We start from the raw sequence: 20,040 nt of genomic DNA on the forward strand, positions 1-20,040 counted from the left end.
GCCTGCGGTTGTCCGACGAGACTCGCCGCGTCGCGAACTAACCACATGCAGGGCCGTCGAAACGCGTGTTCCGAGCCGCTGCGGTTCGCCCTGACTTATGCCGTTCGCCTGTCAATCAGAAGGAATCGTCCATGCCCGCCCCTCGGTATATCCCCTGTCCGCTTGCCCGCCCCACTAAACGGAGCACCGCAGCGCTGCTGGGCGTGTGGCTAATGGGTTGTTCGCTGCCCTTGCTGGCCGACACGCAATCTCTAATCGACCGCGATGCGCAGAACAAGCGCCTCACCGAACAGCTGATGGCCAAGCCCAATCACCTCTCCCCCGCCCCGAGCGCCAAGTACAACCACATCATCACCTACGGCCAGTCGCTGGCTTCTGCCGCCGAAGGCTGGCCGGCACTGTCGAAACAGCCGGGCTACGACAATCTGATGCTGGGCGATGCAACACGTTCGGCAACCTTCAGCGGCGATCGCTTCGTACCGGTCGGAGGGGCAGCATTCAAACCGCTCAAGGCGGTGGTGCAGTTCAAGCGCGATCCCAAGATCATTCTCGACGGCGATGCCATCGCGAAGCTGGAAAAGCACGCCCAGGAAGAAGGCGAGTCCGTTGAAGTCGGCGCGCTGAACATGGCGCGCCGGCTGTATCTGGAAAAGCACCGCGTCGAGGCCGATCCCGAGCATCTGTTCGTCGCCAGCAACGCCGCAACGTCCGGTCGCTCCATCGCCCAACTGTCCAAGGTTGGTGGCACCAACGAGTACCAACGGGTATTGCAAGCCGTCGATCAGGCCAAGCAACTGGCGGATGACGAAGGCGCGAGCTACAGCCTCAGCGCTTTGTTCTGGTTACAGGGCGAGTACGATTACGCCGAGGTTCAGGGCGGGATCAACGACAAGGAAACCTACAAGGCAATGATGCGCCAGCTGCGCGATGACCTCTACGCCGACACCGCGCAGGCCATCGGGCAGCAACGCATGCCTGCCTTCATCAGCTACCAGACCGATGCCAAGACGTCGGTCGTGGACGGCAGTCTCGACATCGGCATGGCCCAGTGGGAACTGGCGCAGGAAGAGCCCAACTGGTACCTGGCCGGCCCGGTTTACCCCTACGTGGACAAGGGCACGCATCTTTCGGCCAACGGTTATCGCTGGTTCGGCCAGATGCTTGGCAAGGTCTATCACCAAGTCGTGGTCGAGCGCCGCAACTGGGTGCCGTTGTCGCCGCTTGGCGCCACGGTCGAGGGCCGTGAAATCCTCATCGATTTTCACGTCCCGCATCCTCCGCTGACCTTCGACGAACCCTACCTTGGCCAGCAGGCACGAATGATCGACGGTCGCGGTTTCACCATGAGCGACGAGCAGGGTGAGGTGCCGATCGAAGGGGTCGAGATCGCCGCCGGTACGATCGTGCGCCTGACCGCCGGACGTGATCTGAGCGGTACGCCGCGCATCCGTTACGCCAGCCGCGCGGTCGGCGGCGCCGGCGAGCTGCGTGACAGCGATCCAACCCTGGCTGACGCCCACTACGAATATCTACCGGACGAAGGCATGTGGCCGGAAGCCAATATCGACGCGCTGGTGGACGAACCCTACCCGCTGCATAACTGGAGCATCGCGTTCGAGATCGAGGCCAAGGCCAACGAGGCCGTGCGAACGCGCTGACAGCTGATACATGCCGCCCCGAGCGCGACGTCAGCGCCCAGGCTTCGACCCAGCGATCCGGACCGCCAGAATCAGGCAAGTACTGGGCAGAATCCGCCTAACGCCTGGTTTGCGCGCCTCCCTAGCATTCACTCCACAGCACAGCAGTGCTGCATCCATGAATGCAATCGGAGGGTCTGCGCATGTCGAACATCAACGGAAAAGCCATCGCCATCACCGGTGCCAGCAGCGGCATCGGTGAAGCGACGGCGCGCCTGCTGGCCAGCCAGGGTGCGCGAGTGGTTCTGGGCGCACGGCGGCTGCAACGCCTCGAAGCGCTGGCCGCCTCGATCATCGATGACGGTGGCAGTGCGGTGGTCCGGGCGCTGGACGTTACGAACCGCGCCGAGATGCAAGGTTTTATCGATTTCGCTGAACAGCAGTTCGGGCGTGTCGACGTCATCGTCAACAACGCCGGCGTGATGCCGCTTTCGAAGCTCGAAGCGCTGAAGGTCGACGAGTGGGACCGGATGATCGACGTGAACATCCGCGGCGTGCTGCACGGTATCGCCGCTGGACTGCCGCTGATGCAGCGTCAGCGCAGCGGGCAGTTCATCAACATCGCCTCCATTGGTGCCTACGCGGTCAGCCCGACCGCTGCGGTGTATTGCGCAACCAAATATGCAGTACGCGCCATCAGCGAAGGGCTGCGCCAGGAGGTCGGTGGCGACATCCGCGTCACGTTGATATCCCCCGGCGTGACCGAATCCGAACTGGCCGAGAGCATCTCTGATGCAGACGCGCGCTCGGCCATGCGCGATTTCCGCCAGATCGCCATTCCCGCCGAGGCCATTGCCCGTGCGATTGCCTATGCCATCGATCAGCCAGCCGATGTGGATGTCAGCGAGCTGATCGTCCGCCCCACCGCCAGCCCCTACTGAGGACACGCCCATGAATGGCAATGCAAGCAGAACCCTGATAGCAGCTGGACTGGCATTGCTCGCTGGCTTGTCGACGGCCGCTTCCTGCGCAGCCGACGAGAGCGAGCGGCACGAGCGAGGCCTGAAGGTGATGGAGCGGCTCTCCGGCGGCGCCGGGCAACCGGTGCTCGATGCGTTGCAACAGGATTATCCCTTTCTCGCCGAGGGCGTTACCGCCTACGCGCTCGGTGATGTCTGGGCTCGCCCAGGTCTGGATGATCGCACCCGCCAGCTGGCGACCGTTGCTGCGTTCGCCGCGCAAGGCAACCTGCCGTACCTGAAGGTCCATGCCGGCTATGCGCTGCGGCTCGGGGTCACGCGCGATGAACTGAAAGAGGTGATCTATCTGACCACCGTTACCGCTGGTTTTCCGCGCGCCATCGATGCGGCGCAAGCGCTGCGGGAAGTGCCGGACCCGACAGCGACGCGTTGAGGCTCAGGCGATACTGCGTAGCCGCGCCATGTCCTTGATCGGGGAGGCGCCGAACAACCGGCTGTATTCGCGGCTGAATTGCGAGGGGCTTTCGTAGCCGACCCGGTAACCCGCGACCGACACCTCCACCCCTTCGGCCATCAACAACCGCCGAGCCTCCTGCAACCTGAGCTGTTTCTGGTATTGCAGCGGGCTCATGGCGGTCAGCGCCTTGAAACGGTGATGCAGGCTGGAACTGCTGAGATTGACCCGCCGCGCCAGATCCTCGATGCGCAGCGGCGCGACATAGTTCTGGTTGAGCCACTCGATGGCACGGGTTACCCGATGCGACTGGCTACCCTGCAATGCGACCTCCTGTAGATGCTGGCCCTGTGGCCCGCAGAGCAGGCGATAGAAGATCTCGCGCAGCGCCAGTGGCGCCAGTACCGGAATGTCCTTTGGCTTATCCAACAAGCGCACCAGACGCAGGGTCGCGTCGAGCAACGACGCGTCGATACGGTCCAGATACAGGCCGCGCCCTGGTGCCTCGTCCACTGCAGCGAGCTGGCCGGATTCACTGATCAACCCGGCAATCAGCGACGGATCGATGTCGAGTCTGATGCACAAGTAAGGCTCTTGCGGCGAGGCGCGCACTACGCAACCTCCCACCGGGAGCGTGACCGAGACCACCAGGTAATGCAGCGGGTCATAGCAGTACAGCTCGTCGGCCAAACGCACTTCCTTGCCGCCCTGCACGATGATGCACAGCGCCGGCTTGTGCACGCCCCAGACCGGCTCGCCCGGCTCCGCGCAGCAAATCAGATGCAGGGGATCAATGGCGGTCGGGTGCACGCCATCGCCATCGACGAAACGTTCGACTAGCTGCGCCAGCTCGGCGCGCTGTGCCAGGGTTTCATCGTCTGACGGAGCGATGAATGAATTCATGGGCAGGCTCCTTGATGCGAAGGGAATCAGCGTAGCTGTTGTTGACCCGCTATGCCGCCTGCCACCAATTATCTTCCAAAAAAAAGCCGGCGTTAGCCGGCAATTTTCGAAGCAATGAACGATCAGCTACGGGCGCGTTCTGCGTCGCGCAAGGCTTTGACCTGATCGTGGTTGCGTTGCACGCCCTGAAACTGGCGCTGGACCACCACGCGAATATCGGCTGGCAGGTCCTTTTCGAGCGCCTTGCGATAGCTCTTTAGGGCCACGTCTTCGCCACGCTCGCATTCGTTGAGAATCGCTTCGTCGCTTTTACCCGTGACCATTGATTTGAGGTCGACCCAGCGACGGTGCATGTCTCCCGCAACGCTGGTGGAAGTCTCCGGATCACCGCCCAGGGTACGCACCAGTTGCTGCAGTTCGGCGGCGGCCGTGGCGCAGTCTTGCGCACGCTGGGTCATGGTGGTCTTCAGCTGGGGGTTCTTAAGGTCCTCAGCACATTCGCGGAAGCCTTTCTCGCCGTCCTTGCTGGTTTCGATGAGATCGTTGAGCACGGAAATGGTGTCTTTGGTATCCATTGAATAGTCCTCCTGGGGCTTGCTAAAACGGCCGGAAACAGCACGGCCAACCTGTTAAGTCGACTGCCCCGCTTCGTCAAAGGTTCAGCCCGCCTGCCTCCGCGATGTGCCTGTCGATAACTTCGATCAACCGTTTCGCGCTCGCGATTGTCCCAAGAATGACTGCCGCCCCGGCACAAGCGCACATAACCCTGAGCCATCGCCGTCGAGCCCTGCGAAACATGCCGGAATACCTCGCCCCCGTTCCCCGTTGGGAACCCCACGAACGTCCATCCATGCCCGGTTCGCCGGCGATCCTGCTGCATCCGATGCCGATGCGCATCGCCTATGCCTGTGTCGCCGTGCTGGTCGGGCTGACCGGCGGCCTGGGCAACGCGCTGTTCATCGCCAACCTGCCGAGCATTCAGGGCGACCTTGGCCTGACGCCGTCGCAAGCCGCCTGGCTGCCGGCAGCGTATTTCATGGTCAACGTCTCCGCCAATTTGCTGATGATCAAGTTCCGCCAGCAGTACGGCTTGCGCCGCTTCGCCGAGATCGGGCTGACGCTCTATGCGCTGCTGAGCATCGCTCACGTTTTCGTCGAAGGGCTGGAAATGGCGGTGTTCGTTCGCGCTGCCAGTGGCCTGGCGGCGGCCACCACCTCTTCCCTCGGGCTGTTCTACATGTTGCAGGCGTTCCGCAAAGCGGATCTGCCAAAGGGGGTGATCCTCGGTTTCGGCATTTCTCAGCTCGGCACGCCATTGGCCTGGCTGATGTCGCCGGCATTGTTGGACATGGGCGAATGGCACCGCCTCTACGTGTTCGAGAGCGGCCTGGCGCTTTGTTCGCTGGCGGCGGTGGTGGTGCTCAAGTTGCCCCTAGGCGAACGCATCAAGGTCTTCGAGCCGCTGGATTTTCTCACCTTCGCCCTGCTCGCCCCGGCGCTGGCGTTGATCGCTGCGGTGCTGGCCCAGGGTCGAATACTTTGGTGGACCGAGCAGCCCTGGCTCGGCTACGCGCTGATCGTCGCGCTGGTGCTTATGTGCACAGCGTTCATGATCGAACACCACAGACGCAATCCCTTGCTGCATACCCGCTGGCTCGGCACCGCTGAAATGCTGCGCTTCGCCTTCGGTGCCTTGGCGCTGCGTCTGTTGTTGTCAGAGCAGACCTACGGCGCGGTCGGCCTGCTGCAAACTTTGGGCATGGGCACTGAGCAGTTACAGCCGCTGTATGCAGTGATTCTGCTCGGGTTGAGCATGGGTATCGCCGGCAGCGCGATGACCTTCAGCCCGACCACCGCCCTGCCACAAATCCTGCTGTCGATCGTGCTGATCGCAATCGCCAGTTTCCTCGACATCGACGCCACCAACCTCACCCGCCCGCACGACATGTTTCTTAGCCAGGGCCTGCTGGCCTTCGCCAGTGGCATGTTCCTCGGCCCGCTGCTGATCACCGGGATCGGCAAGGCGCTGCGCAACGGGCCGAATTACCTGGTCAGCTTCATCGTGTTGTTCACCATGACCCAAAGCCTCGGCGGGCTCGCGGCGCCAGCGTTGTTCGGCACCTATCAGGTGATGCGTGAGAAATACCATTCCAGCCATCTGACCGAGCAGGTGGTGCCGGGCGATCCGCGCATCGCGCAACGGCTGCAAGCCCAGAGCCAGGCGCTGGCGCCGCGCCAGAGCGACCCTCAATTGCGCCAGGCACAGAGCGCGGCGCAGCTGAGCCAAGCGACCACGCGCGAAGCCAACGTGTTGGCCTTCAATGATGTATTCCGGCTGATCGGCATGCTCGCCATCGGCGTGTTCGGCTGGACGCTCTACCACACACTGCGCATCGCGCGGCAGAACAGGAATGCCCCGCCTCCATGAGTGAAACCAAACGACCCGACGAAGAAGAAGTCTTGCAGACGGCTCAACCACCGCAGCCCTCAGCCGCGATGACGGACGCCGGCCCAGCGCCGGACGATCCGCCGAAGACGATCAAGCCGAGCCGGCGCACGGTCATTCTGATGGTACTGGTCGCCCTGGCCGGCATCCTGGCGATCCTCTACGCCTGGCAGCTGTGGCCGTTCAGCAACCGTGTCGCGGTCACCGAAAATGCCTATGTGCGCGGGCAGATCACCGTGCTCGCGCCGCAGGTCAACGGCTACGTCACCGAGGTGCCGGTGCAGGATTTCGAGCAAGTCGCGCGCGGCCAGCCGTTGGTGCGCATCGATGATCGACAGTATCGCCAGCTGGTCGAGCAGCGCCGTGCCGAGTTGGCTGCGCAGCGTTTCGAACTGGAGAACCTCGAACAAACCCTGGCCTCCAACCGCGCCACGCTGGCGTCACGCCGCGCCGAGTTGTCCGCCGCTGAAGCCGAATTGCAACGCGCCCTGGCCGACGAAAAACGCGTCAACGAGCTGGCCGAACGTGGCTCGGTCTCGATTCGCGAACGCGACCAGATCCGCGCCAGCGCCCGCGCAGCGGCGGCGAACGTGAAGCAGGCCCAGGCTGCCATCGCCATTGCCGAGCAGACGTTGAAGGCTAGCGAAGTCTCACGCGGCGGACTTCAGGCGCAAGTGGAGATTGGCGAAGCGGCATTGAAGCGGGCTCAGATTGACCTGGACAACACGGTCATCGAAGCGCCGCGCGACGGCCAGGTCAGCGAAGTCACGGTGCGCCAGGGCCAGTACGTCGCGGCCGGCTCGCAGCTGCTCTATCTAGTGCCGGAGCAACTTTGGATCATCGCCAATTACAAGGAAACCCAAACCTTCGCCATGCGCCCAGGCCAGCCGGTTTCCATTGAGGTCGATGCGCTGGACGGTGCTCGCCTGAGCGGGCGTGTACAGCGTTTGGCACCGGCCACCGGCTCGGAATTCAGCGTGCTGCGCCCGGATAATGCGACCGGCAACTTCACCAAGGTGGTGCAGCGGATACCGGTGCGCATTTCCATCGATCCGGACCAGCCGCTGAGCCAGCGTTTGCGACCGGGGCTGTCGGTGGTTACTCATGTGGATACCAGCGGCGACGTGACGACCGCCGAAACGGCAGCGGATGACAGGCGATGAATCGTCAGTTTCGCGTTCCGGGATTATTGTCGGGCCTGTTGCTGATCATGTTGGCGGGCTGCATGCCACCGAGGCAGCCGCTGCCAGCTGACGCCACAGTTACTCCACCAGCGCAATGGCGCGACGAGGCGTCGCGCACAGCCGAAATCTCCGCGAACTGGTGGCAGGCGTTTGGTGATCCCCAGCTGACGACTTTGATCGAAACCGCGCTGGCCCATAACACCGACGTGCTGATCGCCGCGTCGCGGGTCGAACAGGCACGCGAACAGATCCGTCTGTCCCACGCCTCGCTGCTGCCGAATCTGGACGCGGTGCTGGGTGCGCAACGCACGCGCGAGCTCAGCGTGCTCGGCATCGCCCACACCATGGCAGTGCAGCCCTCGCTGCAGGTGTCTTACGAGCTGGATATCTGGGGCCGGCTACGGCGTCTGCGCGAAGCCGCGGAACTGCAATATCAGGCCAGCGAGGCCGAACGCGACGCCGTGCGCCTGGCCGTCGCCAGCACCACGGCACGCGCCTATGTCTCGCTGCTGTCGCTGGACCGGCAGCTGTACGTGACTCGCGAAACCATCGAGTCGCGCCTGCAGGCGCTGCGCGTCGCCGAAGACCGCGCCAGCCTCGGCTACACTTCGCAGCTTGAACTGACGCAGGCGCAGTCCGAATACGAAGCCGCAGCGCAGCTGTTGCCCCAACTGGAACAGGCGATTCGCGAGCAGGAAAATGCGGTGCGTCTGCTCACCGGAGCGTTACCGGGCACGGTGCAGCGCGGCGTCGGATTGCTCGCACTCGATCCTCCCCAGGTGCCTGGCGTATTACCTTCGCAATTGCTGCGGCGGCGGCCGGATATCCATCAGGCCGAACTGCTGCTGGCGGCCAGCGACCTCAACCTGCAAGCCCAGCGCGACCGCTTTCTGCCACAGGTGCAGGTGTCAGCCAGCCTCGGCCAGCTGTTCGTCAATTCACTCAATTACGACCCGGTCCGCGTCTGGGATATCGGTGCCAGCGTGCTGGCTCCGATCTTCGACGCCGGGCGCCTCGAAGCGGGCGTGAACATCGCCGTCGCGCAACGCAATGAAGCGGCCTTCGCCTATCGCGCGACTGCGCGGCAAGCATTCGCGGAGGTCGAAAACAGCCTTTCGGCGGTGGGCAATCTGCGGCAACAGATCGAGCGCGTCGAGGCTCGCCGCGCAGTTCTTGAGCGCTCGCTGACCTTCGCTGAGGATCGGTACCGCGCAGGCTACTCGTCGTATCTGGAAACCCTCGACGCCCAGCGCAATCTGTTCAATACCGAACTGACCGCCGTGCAACTGCGCGAAAGCCAGCTCAATGCGCTGATCAGCCTTTATCAGGTACTCGGCGGTGGTTGGCAGGCCACCACCGAGCGTTGAAGGCTTAGCCCAGTCGCTGAGGGCTCAGCCCGGCTGACGCAGGGCCTTGCGATCCGTGTGCTGGGCTCCGCCGAGTGCCAATTCGACGACGAGGAATACCAGCAGACTGCCGCCGAGCACCGGCAGGCAGTAACCGAACAGCGCCGCGAGTGCCACCGTCAGCGCCCGAGCTGCCGGCGACAGATCGCGCAGCGCCGTGAGCACACCCGCGCTGCGCACCGGCGAGCGGCGGCGCCACCACACCAGGTATCCCCAGATCACCAGCGTCACCAGGCCGAGCGCGGTGACGGCAAGCAGTAGCTGATTGGCCAGGCCGAACAACGAGCCCATGTGCGCATCGATGCCCCAGCGCGTCAGCTTGGCCGCCAGCGGGAAAGTGGCGAAATCGATGCGATCGGTGACCGTCAATGAGCGCGGATCGATGGCTACCGCGTCGACCTGAGTCGGCCAGCTGCGGTCGATCTCGGTCACCGTCCAAGCTCGATCAGGGCCTGCCGCCGGGACGATTTCCAGCTTGCCGGCATCGATTCCAGCATGACGGGCCGCCGCCAGCACGGCATCGAACAGCGCGGAGTCGCTAGGTTCTGTCGCAGCCATCTGCATTCCGGCGTGATGGGCATGTTCACCCGTCGGTGCCACCGGCTCGCCGGTCAGTGCAGTGGACACGCTCGGCGTGGACATCCCCAGCGCCGCCCGCGCGACGCTGATGTTGTCCCCCGCCCAGCGCGACCACGTCAGCCCGGTGGCAGAAAAGAACAACAAGCCCACCACCAGCCACAGTCCCAACGTGGCATGCCAGCGGCGCAGCGGTTGCGTCCTGGCCACGCTCGCCTTGCGATTACCCTGGCGCCGGATAACCCAGAGCGCCAACCCACCCAGCGCTGCGACCCATAACCAGGAGGCGGCCAGCTCGCTATATATCCGGCCTGGCTCGCCCAGTAGCAGGCTGCGGTGAAACTGATCTAGCCATGTGCGCAGCGGCAATATCCCGGTGGTGCCGTAAACCAGCAGATCGCCGCGGATCTCAGCCGTTACCGGGTCGATGAATACAGCACGGCTCTCCGACGGACCCAGCTCCGACGCGCTGAACATCACCCGTGTCGTGGTGCCGGGCCGCGGTGCCGGACGCACCGCCGACAGCGTCGCCGCCTCGCCGATGTGCGCTTGTGCGACTTCGATTTGCCGTGCCAGGGGCAGCGAAGGTCCGCCACTGTCGACGAACAGTTGTTCGGCATAGAGCCGACTCTCCAACTGCGGCGTCAGCGCATAGATCAAGCCGCTCAAGGCCGCGATGAGGATGAAAGGCCCGACGAATAGGCCAACGTAAAGGTGCAGGCGGATCAGCAGCGTCAGCAAGGGTCGCTGCATCCGGGATGCAAGAGGCGGTGCCTCAGGCTGGGCATGGGAAGACGGCATGAAAGCTCACTCGAATCGAGAAATACAACCAACCCGGCGCTGCAGGATTGGCGAAGCGGACGACCGCTACCCGCGGTGGTCAGATTCAGCAGATACGATCAGGTGAGCGGAGAAGCACGAGGGTTGAGGCTGGGCCAGCGATAACGCAGCGACAACGGCGGTGCCAGGTCGAACGGCAAGGCATTGCGCTGCATCAGTCGCCGCTCGTGCAGCTCCGTCGCGGTGGCGGGGATTGCAGCCATCGATGCCGAGCCGGCACAACAGCAAGGCATGCCGAGGTGATGCAGTGGCTTCGGTGCGGACTCGCTGCCCTGCGCCGCGTGGTCAATAGCCGTCGCGTAGCCGTTATGCGCGGTGAAATGGGAAGAAACGTGCCCGCTGGCCTCGGCCATCGTACAGTGCCCGGACATGCCCAGAGCACCGCTCCCCATTAACGGCATCGCAAACAGATGCAGCAGCAGGGCCAGAGCGGCTATCCAGATCGGGGCGCGACGGGGACGGTGCATGGGGAAACTGATAGCTCCGGCAGGACGAAAACACGGCAATCTCACAGAGCAATGACTGAATAACGGCTCTGGAGGCGGTGCGTGGCGAATTGGATTGTAGATTTCCCGGTTGGTGCGCACCACGCCACGACGATAGAACTGGCCCGCCCGTATCCCGAACGCGCGCACTTCTTCGGCAAGGTAACCAGACATTCAGCAGTTTGGACGCTCAGCCTGCCGCTTCGTCCAAAAGCTTCGGCATTCCAAGCAGAAAGCCCTGCGCCTTGGTCACCTGCAGGCCGCGCAGGGTCGTCAGCTCTGCATCCGTCTCGACGCCCTCGGCAATGATGTTACTGCCGGTCTGTTCGGCGAAGCGGATCAGCGCAGCAGCCAGCGCGCAGGTATCGTTGTCGCTATCGACGTTGCTGATCAGGCTGCGGTCGAGCTTGATGACATCAGGCTTGAGCTTGAGGATGTGGCGAAAGCTGGCATAGCCGGCGCCCGCATCGTCGACTGCCAGCCGCAGCCCACCTTGGCGTAGCGGTTCGAGAATCGCGGCGAGCAGCGCGTAGTTGACGATGGATCTGTGCTCCGTTACCTCCAGCATCAGGCGATGCAGCGGCTGCTTGGCGAGCAGTGCCACTACCGAGCCATCCAATATGCATCGGGGCAGACATTCAGGGACAGGTACACATCTTCGGGAATCAACGGCAGCGCCTCGAGCGCCGTTTCGAGCAGCATGACTTCAAGTTTCGTGCGAAGCCCGACCTCGCCTGCCTCGCCCATCCAGAAGTCCGGTGAGCGGTATGGCTCGGGACGAAAGCGCGCCAGTGCTTCGTAGCCGATGATGGTGTTGTGCACCAGATGGAAGATCGGCTGGTAGACCATCCAGCAATCACGTTGGGCGATCACCGCCTTGATGCGCTCGAGTTTTTCATTGCGCTGCTGTTCGCTGAGCGCGTGTCGCTCGAGTACTCTTCCGGCAAAACGGGCGAACAGGCGCAAGGTTTCCAGGTCGGCCTCGTTCAGGGTTTCGTCGGCTTGCGTACTGAAACAGCAAAAGGTCCCGTAAAGCGAACCATCACTGAAGCGAATCGGTACGCTCATGTGTGCACCGACGGGCAACGCCCGGGTCGCCGGGAGTGCCAGCGCTTCCTGTAATTCGCCAGCGTTGCGGATGAGTTCCGGTAAACGTCCATCGACGATGCGCTGGCAGTAGCTTTCCTCTAGCAATCTGCCGTCGCCGACGGCCAGCGACATCGAGCGGTATTGCCCTTCGATATAACGAAATACCCGCCTTCCGTCCCGAAATTCTCCAATGAACGCCACTTCCATTCGTAGATGCTGGCGAACCAGCTCCAGCGCCTCGGTAAGCATCTCGCCAATGGACAGCCTGCCACGCTCAAACCCGTCGACCATCAACGACATATCGCTGCCGGTAACCCCATCAGAATCGCGGTTCAACATAACCATCCCTCGCCATCTTCCATCGGAAGAATCAAGGCGCCTTGGCGGCTTCAGAGAAATACGCAGCAGAGCCTTGTTTTGAGCCTAGTGCCCTTCTTGAGCTACTCCGCTTTCGTCGACGACCGGCGCTTGGTCGGCTTTTTTGGCGGCGCGTCAGAGGCTAATTCGACCCAAGTTGGTGCATGATCGCTGGCGTGTTCCTGGTCGCGAACCCAGCGATCCACGCCAGCGTCTTTCAGGCGCGGCGCCAGGTCTTTGCTGAGCAGAAGATGATCGATACGCAGGCCGGAATTCTTTTGCCAATGCTGGCGGAAGTAGTCCCAGAAGGTGTAGATGCGCTCGTTGGGATATTTGGCACGCAGGGCGTCGGCCCAGCCTTGGCTTAGAAGACGTTGATAGCACTCGCGGCTTTCCGGCTGCAGCAACGCATCCTTGGTCCACGAGCGCGGGTTGTAGATGTCCTCGTCGGTGGGCACCACGTTGTAATCGCCGGCCAGCACCACCGGATGTCCGCTATTCAGCAGCCCTCCGGCATGCTGAATCAGGCGCTCGAACCAGGCCAGCTTGTACTCGAACTTCGGTCCCGGCTGCGGGTTGCCGTTGGGCAAGTAGAGGCAGGCAACGATGATGCCGTGGGCTGCGGCTTCCAGATAGCGGCTGTGACTGTCGTCCGGATCGCCCGGCAGACCGCGGCGGATCTCCAGCGGATCGTCGCCGCGCGACAGGATCGCCACGCCATTCCAGGATTTCTGCCCGTGCCAGATCGCGCCGTAGCCGGCGGCGCGGATATCGTCGATGGGAAAGTCGGCGTCCTGCGCCTTCAGCTCCTGCAGGCAGACCACGTCGGGCTGCTCACGCTCCAACCATTCGAGCAGATTGGTGCGGCGCGCACGGATGCCGTTGATGTTGAAGGTGGCGATTTTCAGGGAGTCCACAGGCTGCCTCGCACCGATAGATGACCCTGTTGTGACTCGCGGTGACGGTGCGAGGTTCGCGTCAGCTGGCCTTGCGTGGAACTCTGCAGGACGACACGCCTTTTCGGCGATAACGGTGGGCTGAAGCCCACCCTACGGCGCTACGTAGTTCGGCTCAGACGTAGGGTGGGTCGGGCGGCGCTCCGCTTCAGCCCACCAAAAGCGCCCTGGAAGACGAGGATGGAAGGTCGGAATGTGCTCCGATCCACCCCAACATCGAGGTTCGGCTCAGCGAGTTTCCCAATAGCCCGGTGCGTTGTAGATCGCTTTCAGGTAATCGATGAAGAAGCGCACCTTGGCCGGCAGGTAGCGCTGCTGCGGGTAGACCGCCTGGATGTCGTAGGCTGGCAGTGCGTACTCGTCGAGCACCGTCACCAGCTCGCCGCGCTTGAGTTCGGCCTGGATTTCCCAGGTCGAGCGCCAGCCGATGCCCAGGCCCTGCTTGACCCAGTCGAACAGCAGCTCGCCATCGTTGCAGTCGAGGTTGCCGGCCACCCGCACCGCCACCTGTTTGCCGTCGCGCAGGAAAGTCCAGCCGCGCTGCTGCCCACCCTGCAGGTTGAACGCCAGGCAGTTGTGCCGCGCCAGGTCTTCCAGCTCGCGCGGTACGCCCTGACGCTCGAAGTAATCCGGCGCGCCGCAGACCACCCGTCGATTGGGAAACAGCTTGACCGCCACGTAGTTGGGGTCGGTGACCTCGCCGATGCGGATGCCCATGTCGTAACCATGGCGCACCAGGTCAACCACGCTGTCAGTGAAGTTGAAGGACAGCTGCAGATCGGGGAAGCGCGCCTGGAAGGCCGGCGCATGCGGGCCGATATGCCGACGACCGAATGCCGCCGGCGCCGAGATCACCAGATGGCCGCGCACCGAAGTGCGGTCCTTGGCGATGCTGGCATCGGCCTCGTCGAAGTCCTTGAGCAACCCGCGCGCACGCTCCAGGTATTGCTCGCCCAGGTCGGTCAGCGCCAGCCCACGTGTGGAGCGGTGCATCAGCTTGACGCCTAAGTGACGCTCCAGCGCATCGAGCCGGCGACCCATGACGACAGGCGTCACCCCCTCCTTCAATGCAGCGGCGGCGAAGCTACCGGCTTCTGCGACCAGTACGAAACTGTGTACGGCTGTGTAACGATCCATTCGATACTCCTGATATCGACAGAACTGAAGTTTCGACCAATTCCGCCTTTCGTTCCAGCCCTGCATCCTTGGGCCACGTATAAAAACTATCGAACAAGAAAACAGCCACGATCTTGCGAGCTAGAGACCTGCAAGGCAAAAGCAGGCGAGGAAGCGGAGTTTGCTGGTGCAAATGAGCATTCCGAGCCTGGTTTTAACGCAGCAGGGCCGACGCGCAGCAGATCGTGAACAAAATTCTAAAAGTCAGGAGGAACGACCCATGGCCCGAATGAGAGCAATTGATGCTGCCGTCGCGGTGTTGCGCAAGGAAGGCATCGACACCGCCTTCGGCATCCCCGGTGCCGCGATCAACCCGCTGTATTCCGCCCTGCGCGCTGACGGCAGCATCCGCCACATCCTGGCGCGCCACGTCGAAGGTGCCTCGCACATGGCTGAGGGTTACACCCGCACCAAGGCCGGCAACATCGGCGTGTGCATCGGCACCTCCGGCCCGGCCGGCACCGACATGATCACCGGCCTGTATTCCGCCTGGGCCGATTCCATCCCGATTCTCTGCATCACCGGCCAGGCGCCACGTGCCCGTCTGTATAAAGAAGACTTCCAGGCCGTAGATATCGAATCCATCGCCAAACCGGTCACCAAGTGGGCCGTCACCGTGCGCGAGCCGGCACTGGTACCGCGCGTGTTCCAGCAGGCCTTCCATGTGATGCGCTCCGGTCGTCCCGGCCCAGTGCTGATCGACCTGCCATTCGACGTGCAGATGGCCGAGATCGAGTTCGACGTCGACACCTACGAACCGCTTTCGGTCTACAAGCCGGCAGCGACCCGCAAGCAAGTAGAGAAAGCCATCGACATGCTCTGCGCCGCCGAGCGCCCGCTGATCGTTGCCGGTGGCGGCATCTACAACGCTGGTGCCGAAGAATTGCTGGTGGAGTTCGCCGAGACCGTTGGCGTGCCGGTGATCCCGACCCTGATGGGCTGGGGTTCGATTCCCGATGACCATCCGCTGATGGCCGGCATGTGCGGTCTGCAGACCAGCCATCGCTACGGCAACGCCAACATGCTGGCCTCGGACTTCGTGCTCGGCATCGGCAACCGCTGGGCCAACCGCCACACTGGTTCGGTCGAGGTCTATACCAAGGACCGCAAGTTCGTACACGTCGATATCGAACCAACCCAGATCGGTCGGGTGTTCTCGCCGGACTTCGGCATCACTTCCGATGCGGGCGCCGCGCTGAAGCTGTTCGTCGAAGTGGCCAAGGAACGCAAGGCTGCCGGCAAGCTGCCAGATCGCACGCCATGGGCTGCCGACTGCCAGGAGCGCAAGCGCACCCTGCTGCGCAAGACGCATTTCGACAGCGTGCCGATGAAGCCGCAGCGCGTGTACCAGTGCATGAACAACGCCTTCGGCAAGGACGCCTGCTACGTCAGCACCATCGGCCTGTCGCAGATCGCCGCCGCGCAGTTCCTGCACGTCTACAAGCCGCGCCACTGGATCAATTGCGGCCAGGCCGGCCCGCTCGGCTGGACCATTCCGGCAGCGCTGGGTGTGGTTGCGGCGGACCCGTCGCGCAAGGTCGTGGCGCTCTCGGGCGACTATGACTTCCAGTTCATGATCGAGGAGCTGGCGGTGGGTGCGCAGTTCAAGCTGCCCTACATCCACATCCTGGTGAACAACGCCTACCTGGGTCTGATTCGCCAGGCACAGCGCGGCTTCGAGATGGATTACTGCGTGCAGCTGGGCTTCGAGAACATCAACGCCGACCAGAGCGGCATGGAAGGCTACGGTGTCGACCACGTCGCGGTGGTCGAGGGTCTGGGCTGCAAGGCGATCCGCGTGTTCAAGCAGGAAGACCTGCAACCGGCCATCGAACAGGCCCAGACCTGGATGGCCGAGCATCAGGTACCGGTGGTGATCGAAGTGATCCTGGAGCGTGTGACCAACATCGCCATGGGCACCGAGATCGACGCCATCAACGAGTTCGAAGAGCTGGCCAACGGTCGCGAGGATGCGCCGACCGCGGTCGCACTGCTGGACTGATTTAGCAACGCAACAGGCAGTAAGCCGAGGGTGGATATCGCGAAGCCTATCCACCGAATAACTACCAGGCAGGATTGGAAGCGTCACGAGCGACGGCGAGGCAAGGCGGAAGCGGAGGAGAAAGCGGAGTTTACGCATGTAAATGAGCATTTCGAGTTCGCTTCCAACGCCGCATCGCCGAGCGCAGTAGCTTCCAACCCGTCCGGAAATGTCCCTACAGACAGGAGATACCCATGCCACGTTTTGCCGCCAACCTGTCCATGCTCTTCACCGAGCTGGACTTCATGGATCGTTTCGCCGCTGCCGCCAAGGCCGGCTTCAGCGGTGTCGAGTACCTGTTCCCCTACGACTTCCCCGCCGAGGAGATCAAGGCTCAGCTGGACGCCAACGGCCTGACCCAGGTGCTGTTCAACCTGCCAGCCGGTGACTGGGCAGGCGGCGATCGTGGCATCGCCTGCGATCCGGAGCGGGTCGAGGAATTCCGCGCCGGCGTCGACAAGGCCATCGCCTACGCCAAGGTGCTGGGCAATACCCAGGTCAACTGCCTGGCCGGCATCGCCCCCAAGGGCGCCGACATCGGCAAGCTGGAGATGACCCTTATCGAGAACCTGCGCTACGCGGCGAAGAAGCTCGAAGAGGCCGGCATCCGCCTGGTCATGGAAATGATCAACACCCGCGACATCCCGCGCTTCTTCCTGAACAACACCTCTCAGGCGCTGGAGATTCGCGACAAGGTCGGCAGCAGCAACCTGTTCCTGCAGTACGACATCTACCACATGCAGATCATGGAGGGCGACCTGGCCCGCACCATGGAAAACAACCTGGCGGTGATCAACCACGTGCAGCTGGCCGACAACCCTGGCCGCAACGAGCCGGGCACGGGCGAGATCAACTACCGCTTCCTGTTCGACCATCTGGACCGCATCGGCTACCAGGGCTGGATCGGCTGCGAATACAAGCCGGCCACCACCACCGAAGCCGGCCTTGGCTGGATGAAAGCGCATAACGCGATCTGAACTGACGCGACCCAGACGAATAAAGAGGAGAACACTCATGGCTAAAATCGGATTTATCGGCACCGGCATCATGGGCCTGCCCATGGCTCAGAACCTGCAGAAAGCCGGTCACAGTATCTTCGTTTCCACCCATCACGATCCCGCTCCGGCCGCACTGGTCGAGGGCGGTGCCGTGGCCCTGGCCAACCCGAAGGAAGTGGCCCAGGAAGCCGAGTTCATCATCGTCATGGTGCCGGACACCCCGCATGTAGAAGACGTGCTGTTCCGCGAAAACGGCATCGCCGAAGGCGTTGGCCCGAACAAGCTGGTGATCGACATGAGCTCGATTTCCCCGAGCGCCACCAAGCAGTTCGCCGAGAAGATCAACGCCACTGGCGCGCAGTACCTCGACGCCCCGGTTTCCGGCGGTGAAGTCGGCGCCAAGGCCGGCAGCCTGTCGATCATGGTCGGCGGCAGCGAAGAAAGCTTTGCCCGCGCCCTGCCGCTGTTCGAAGCCATGGGTAAGAACATCACCCGCGTCGGTGGCAACGGCGACGGCCAGACCGCCAAGGTCGCCAACCAGATCATCGTGGCGCTGAACATCCAGGCCGTAGCCGAAGCGCTGCTGTTCGCCGCCAAGAACGGCGCCGACCCGGCCAAGGTTCGCGAAGCGCTGATGGGCGGTTTCGCCGGCTCGAAGATTCTCGAAGTACACGGCGAGCGCATGATCAAGGGCACCTTCGATCCGGGCTTCCGCATCAACCTGCATCAGAAGGACCTCAACCTGGCGCTGGCCGGTGCCCGCGAACTGGGCCTGAACCTGCCCAATACCGCCAATGCGCAACAGGTGTTCAGCACCTGCGCGTCCCTCGGTGGCAGCGGCTGGGACCACTCGGCGCTGATCAAGGGCCTGGAGCATATGTCCAACTTCTCGATCCGCAAGGGTTGAAACAGCTCCGAGCCCGCTGAGTCGAACTAGCGCACCCACCTTCAGGACAGACAGAACCCAGGTGGTGGGTTACCGCGATACTCGACCTCAGCGGCGCTCCGAGAGTTGAACACGGGTGTGCAAGGCCGGAATCACAGCGTCCCCCACGACCAGGCCCTTGCGCAGCCGGCGTTCACCGCCGTTTTCGGACGGCACCCCTTTCGACCCGCTCGGCAGAAGGAGTCACGGCCCGATTGCCGGGTGGGTCGATTCCAAACCTTAGGGCTTGCATTGACGAGCCCTAAGGTCTGGAATCGGCCCCAGACCTCATACAAGGAACTTCACATGACCCTCGATCCCCAAGCCCTGCTGCGCGAGCTGTTCACCGCCGCCATTGATGCCGCCCATCCACGCCAGGTGCTGGCCGACCATCTACCCGCCGACCGCAGCGGACGGGCCATCGTCATCGGCGCGGGCAAGGCCGCCGCCGCCATGGCCGAAGCCATCGAAGCGGCCTGGGAAGGCGAGATTTCCGGCTTGGTGGTGACCCGTTACGGTCATGGTGCCGACTGCCGCAAGATCGAAGTGGTGGAAGCCGCACATCCGGTGCCGGACGATGCCGGCGAGCGCGTCGCCCGCCGCGTGCTGGAGATGGTCAGCAATCTTCAAGAAAGTGATCGGGTGATTTTCCTGCTTTCTGGTGGCGGCTCATCCTTGCTGGCGCTGCCGGCCGAAGGCATCAGCCTCGCCGACAAGCAGGCGATCAACAAGGCGCTGCTGCGCTCCGGCGCTCACATCGGCGAAATGAACTGCGTACGCAAGCATCTTTCAGCGATCAAGGGTGGGCGCCTGGCCAAGGCCTGCTGGCCGGCCAGCGTCTACACCTACGCGATTTCCGACGTACCCGGCGATGAAGCCACGGTGATCGCCTCCGGCCCGACGGTAGCGGACCCGACCACCAGCGCCGAAGCCCTGGAAATCCTTGCCCGCTACAACATCGAGATTCCGGCCAACGTGCGCCAGTGGCTGGAAGACCCACGCTCGGAAACGGTGAAGGCAGACGACCCCTGCCTGTCGCGTAGTCATTTCCAGCTGATCGCCAGACCGCAGCAATCGCTGGAAGCGGCCGCCGTGAAAGCCCGTGCCGCCGGCATCACGCCGCTGGTCCTCGGTGATCTGGAAGGCGAGTCGCGGGAAGTGGCCAAGGTCCATGCCGGCATCGCCCGTCAGGTAGTACTTCACGGCCAGCCGCTCCCGGCGCCCTGCGTGATTCTCTCCGGCGGCGAAACCACGGTGACGATCCGTGGCGAAGGTCGCGGCGGGCGCAACGCCGAGTTTCTGCTGAGCCTGACCGAGAATCTCAAGGGCCTGCCCGGCGTCTATGCGTTGGCCGGCGATACCGATGGCATCGACGGCTCGGAAGACAATGCCGGCGCGCTGATGACCCCGGACACCTACGCCCGCGCCGCGGCGCAGGGGCTCAGCGCGGCCGACGAACTGGCCAACAACAACGGCTATGGCTATTTCCAGGCGCTCGACGCGCTGCTGATCACCGGCCCGACCCGCACCAACGTCAACGATTTCCGCGCGATTCTGGTACTGCCACCGTCCGCCTGAAGATGGATC

Annotated in this window: 18 protein-coding genes; 10 read left to right on the forward strand and 8 right to left on the reverse strand. The window is 63.2% G+C overall.

All coding sequences use genetic code 11. The features are described 5' to 3' along the window. The first annotated feature begins 131 nt into the window (after window positions 1–131). The 3 genes from E0D86_RS13615 to E0D86_RS13625 all read left to right on the forward strand — a co-directional run bounded on the left by E0D86_RS13615 (window position 132) and on the right by E0D86_RS13625 (window position 3,050). On the forward strand, window positions 132–1,658 hold the full coding sequence (locus E0D86_RS13615; protein WP_371924072.1) for a sialate O-acetylesterase: 1,527 nt from the start codon (window positions 132–134) through the stop codon (window positions 1,656–1,658). Window positions 1,659–1,840: 182 nt separating this feature from the next. Then, complete coding sequence (locus E0D86_RS13620) at window positions 1,841–2,578, forward strand: SDR family oxidoreductase (RefSeq protein WP_131650583.1); 738 nt, start codon at window positions 1,841–1,843, stop codon at window positions 2,576–2,578. A gap of 10 nt (window positions 2,579–2,588) precedes the next feature. Then, the gene (locus E0D86_RS13625) at window positions 2,589–3,050 is read left to right on the forward strand and encodes a carboxymuconolactone decarboxylase family protein (RefSeq protein WP_131650584.1); all 462 of its coding nucleotides are present in this window, start codon (window positions 2,589–2,591) and stop codon (window positions 3,048–3,050) included. 3 nt (window positions 3,051–3,053) lie between these two features. Here the strand turns inward: E0D86_RS13625 and E0D86_RS13630 are convergent, their stop codons facing one another. Further along, complete coding sequence (locus tag E0D86_RS13630) at window positions 3,054–3,974, reverse strand: AraC family transcriptional regulator (protein WP_131650585.1); 921 nt, start codon at window positions 3,972–3,974, stop codon at window positions 3,054–3,056. 122 nt (window positions 3,975–4,096) lie between these two features. Next, entirely contained in the window at window positions 4,097–4,549 is a 453-nt protein-coding gene (locus E0D86_RS13635; RefSeq protein ID WP_131650586.1) for a PA2169 family four-helix-bundle protein, read from the reverse strand. Between the two features lie 275 nt (window positions 4,550–4,824). On the opposite strand from E0D86_RS13635, the gene E0D86_RS13640 reads away from it, so the two are divergent. From E0D86_RS13640 to E0D86_RS13650, 3 genes are read left to right on the forward strand one after another with little or no spacing between them, the layout of a single operon-like run. Then, window positions 4,825–6,402: an MFS transporter gene (locus tag E0D86_RS13640; protein ID WP_131650587.1), complete on the forward strand. Its 1,578-nt coding sequence runs from the start codon at window positions 4,825–4,827 to the stop codon at window positions 6,400–6,402. Further along, a complete protein-coding gene (locus tag E0D86_RS13645; RefSeq protein ID WP_131650588.1) occupies window positions 6,399–7,583 on the forward strand; it encodes an HlyD family secretion protein in 1,185 nt (394 codons plus the stop codon). Before E0D86_RS13640 ends, E0D86_RS13645 begins: the two co-directional genes overlap by 4 nt. Then, a complete protein-coding gene (locus tag E0D86_RS13650; RefSeq protein WP_131650589.1) occupies window positions 7,580–8,971 on the forward strand; it encodes an efflux transporter outer membrane subunit in 1,392 nt (463 codons plus the stop codon). The genes E0D86_RS13645 and E0D86_RS13650 overlap by 4 nt, the downstream gene beginning before the upstream one ends. Window positions 8,972–8,995: 24 nt before the next feature. Here E0D86_RS13650 and E0D86_RS13655 read toward each other — a convergent pair whose 3' ends face one another. From E0D86_RS13655 to E0D86_RS13675, 6 genes are all read right to left on the reverse strand, one after another. Next, window positions 8,996–10,339, reverse strand: coding sequence for a PepSY domain-containing protein (locus E0D86_RS13655; protein WP_218568027.1), 1,344 nt, complete (start codon window positions 10,337–10,339; stop codon window positions 8,996–8,998). A 146-nt stretch (window positions 10,340–10,485) separates the two neighbouring features. Continuing rightward, window positions 10,486–10,893 (reverse strand): DUF2946 family protein, encoded by a 408-nt coding sequence (locus tag E0D86_RS13660; protein ID WP_131650591.1) that lies wholly within the window; start codon window positions 10,891–10,893, stop codon window positions 10,486–10,488. Window positions 10,894–11,101: 208 nt separating this feature from the next. Next, on the reverse strand, window positions 11,102–11,515 hold the full coding sequence (locus E0D86_RS21640) for an EAL domain-containing protein (protein WP_256681215.1): 414 nt from the start codon (window positions 11,513–11,515) through the stop codon (window positions 11,102–11,104). Continuing rightward, window positions 11,515–12,336, reverse strand: coding sequence for a GAF domain-containing protein (locus E0D86_RS21645; protein WP_256681216.1), 822 nt, complete (start codon window positions 12,334–12,336; stop codon window positions 11,515–11,517). The genes E0D86_RS21640 and E0D86_RS21645 overlap by 1 nt, the downstream gene beginning before the upstream one ends. Window positions 12,337–12,440: 104 nt before the next feature. Then, the gene (xth, locus tag E0D86_RS13670; RefSeq protein WP_131650592.1) at window positions 12,441–13,274 is read right to left on the reverse strand and encodes an exodeoxyribonuclease III; all 834 of its coding nucleotides are present in this window, start codon (window positions 13,272–13,274) and stop codon (window positions 12,441–12,443) included. A gap of 267 nt (window positions 13,275–13,541) precedes the next feature. After that, on the reverse strand, window positions 13,542–14,450 hold the full coding sequence (locus tag E0D86_RS13675; RefSeq protein WP_014853737.1) for a LysR family transcriptional regulator: 909 nt from the start codon (window positions 14,448–14,450) through the stop codon (window positions 13,542–13,544). A gap of 259 nt (window positions 14,451–14,709) precedes the next feature. On the opposite strand from E0D86_RS13675, the gene gcl reads away from it, so the two are divergent. From gcl to E0D86_RS13695, 4 genes are all read left to right on the forward strand, one after another. Beyond that, window positions 14,710–16,491, forward strand: a complete 1,782-nt coding sequence (gene gcl / locus E0D86_RS13680; RefSeq protein ID WP_131650593.1) for a glyoxylate carboligase — start codon at window positions 14,710–14,712, stop codon at window positions 16,489–16,491. A gap of 233 nt (window positions 16,492–16,724) precedes the next feature. Next, the gene (hyi, locus tag E0D86_RS13685) at window positions 16,725–17,507 is read left to right on the forward strand and encodes a hydroxypyruvate isomerase (protein ID WP_131650594.1); all 783 of its coding nucleotides are present in this window, start codon (window positions 16,725–16,727) and stop codon (window positions 17,505–17,507) included. 37 nt (window positions 17,508–17,544) lie between these two features. After that, window positions 17,545–18,435, forward strand: a complete 891-nt coding sequence (locus E0D86_RS13690) for a 2-hydroxy-3-oxopropionate reductase (RefSeq protein ID WP_131650595.1) — start codon at window positions 17,545–17,547, stop codon at window positions 18,433–18,435. A 324-nt stretch (window positions 18,436–18,759) separates the two neighbouring features. Further along, entirely contained in the window at window positions 18,760–20,031 is a 1,272-nt protein-coding gene (locus tag E0D86_RS13695; RefSeq protein ID WP_131650596.1) for a glycerate kinase, read from the forward strand. Window positions 20,032–20,040: the final 9 nt, after the last annotated feature.

The organism is Pseudomonas sp. IC_126 (genome assembly GCF_004331835.1).
In the GTDB taxonomy this organism is placed as follows: domain Bacteria; phylum Pseudomonadota; class Gammaproteobacteria; order Pseudomonadales; family Pseudomonadaceae; genus Stutzerimonas.

Excerpts from the sequence above, each read along its gene's own strand:
- E0D86_RS13695 (WP_131650596.1), top strand. The coding sequence starts at position 18,760 with ATGACCCTCGATCCCCAAGCCCTGCTGCGCGAGCTGTTCACCGCCGCC.
- E0D86_RS13675 (WP_014853737.1), bottom strand. The coding sequence starts at position 14,450 with ATGGATCGTTACACAGCCGTACACAGTTTCGTACTGGTCGCAGAAGCC.
- hyi (WP_131650594.1), top strand. The coding sequence starts at position 16,725 with ATGCCACGTTTTGCCGCCAACCTGTCCATGCTCTTCACCGAGCTGGAC.
- E0D86_RS13655 (WP_218568027.1), bottom strand. The coding sequence starts at position 10,339 with ATGCAGCGACCCTTGCTGACGCTGCTGATCCGCCTGCACCTTTACGTT.
- E0D86_RS13645 (WP_131650588.1), top strand. The coding sequence starts at position 6,399 with ATGAGTGAAACCAAACGACCCGACGAAGAAGAAGTCTTGCAGACGGCT.
- E0D86_RS13660 (WP_131650591.1), bottom strand. The coding sequence starts at position 10,893 with ATGCACCGTCCCCGTCGCGCCCCGATCTGGATAGCCGCTCTGGCCCTG.
- E0D86_RS13615 (WP_371924072.1), top strand. The coding sequence starts at position 132 with ATGCCCGCCCCTCGGTATATCCCCTGTCCGCTTGCCCGCCCCACTAAA.
- gcl (WP_131650593.1), top strand. The coding sequence starts at position 14,710 with ATGGCCCGAATGAGAGCAATTGATGCTGCCGTCGCGGTGTTGCGCAAG.
- E0D86_RS13650 (WP_131650589.1), top strand. The coding sequence starts at position 7,580 with ATGAATCGTCAGTTTCGCGTTCCGGGATTATTGTCGGGCCTGTTGCTG.
- E0D86_RS13640 (WP_131650587.1), top strand. The coding sequence starts at position 4,825 with ATGCCCGGTTCGCCGGCGATCCTGCTGCATCCGATGCCGATGCGCATC.
- E0D86_RS13625 (WP_131650584.1), top strand. The coding sequence starts at position 2,589 with ATGAATGGCAATGCAAGCAGAACCCTGATAGCAGCTGGACTGGCATTG.
- E0D86_RS13620 (WP_131650583.1), top strand. The coding sequence starts at position 1,841 with ATGTCGAACATCAACGGAAAAGCCATCGCCATCACCGGTGCCAGCAGC.
- E0D86_RS13635 (WP_131650586.1), bottom strand. The coding sequence starts at position 4,549 with ATGGATACCAAAGACACCATTTCCGTGCTCAACGATCTCATCGAAACC.
- E0D86_RS13630 (WP_131650585.1), bottom strand. The coding sequence starts at position 3,974 with ATGAATTCATTCATCGCTCCGTCAGACGATGAAACCCTGGCACAGCGC.
- E0D86_RS13690 (WP_131650595.1), top strand. The coding sequence starts at position 17,545 with ATGGCTAAAATCGGATTTATCGGCACCGGCATCATGGGCCTGCCCATG.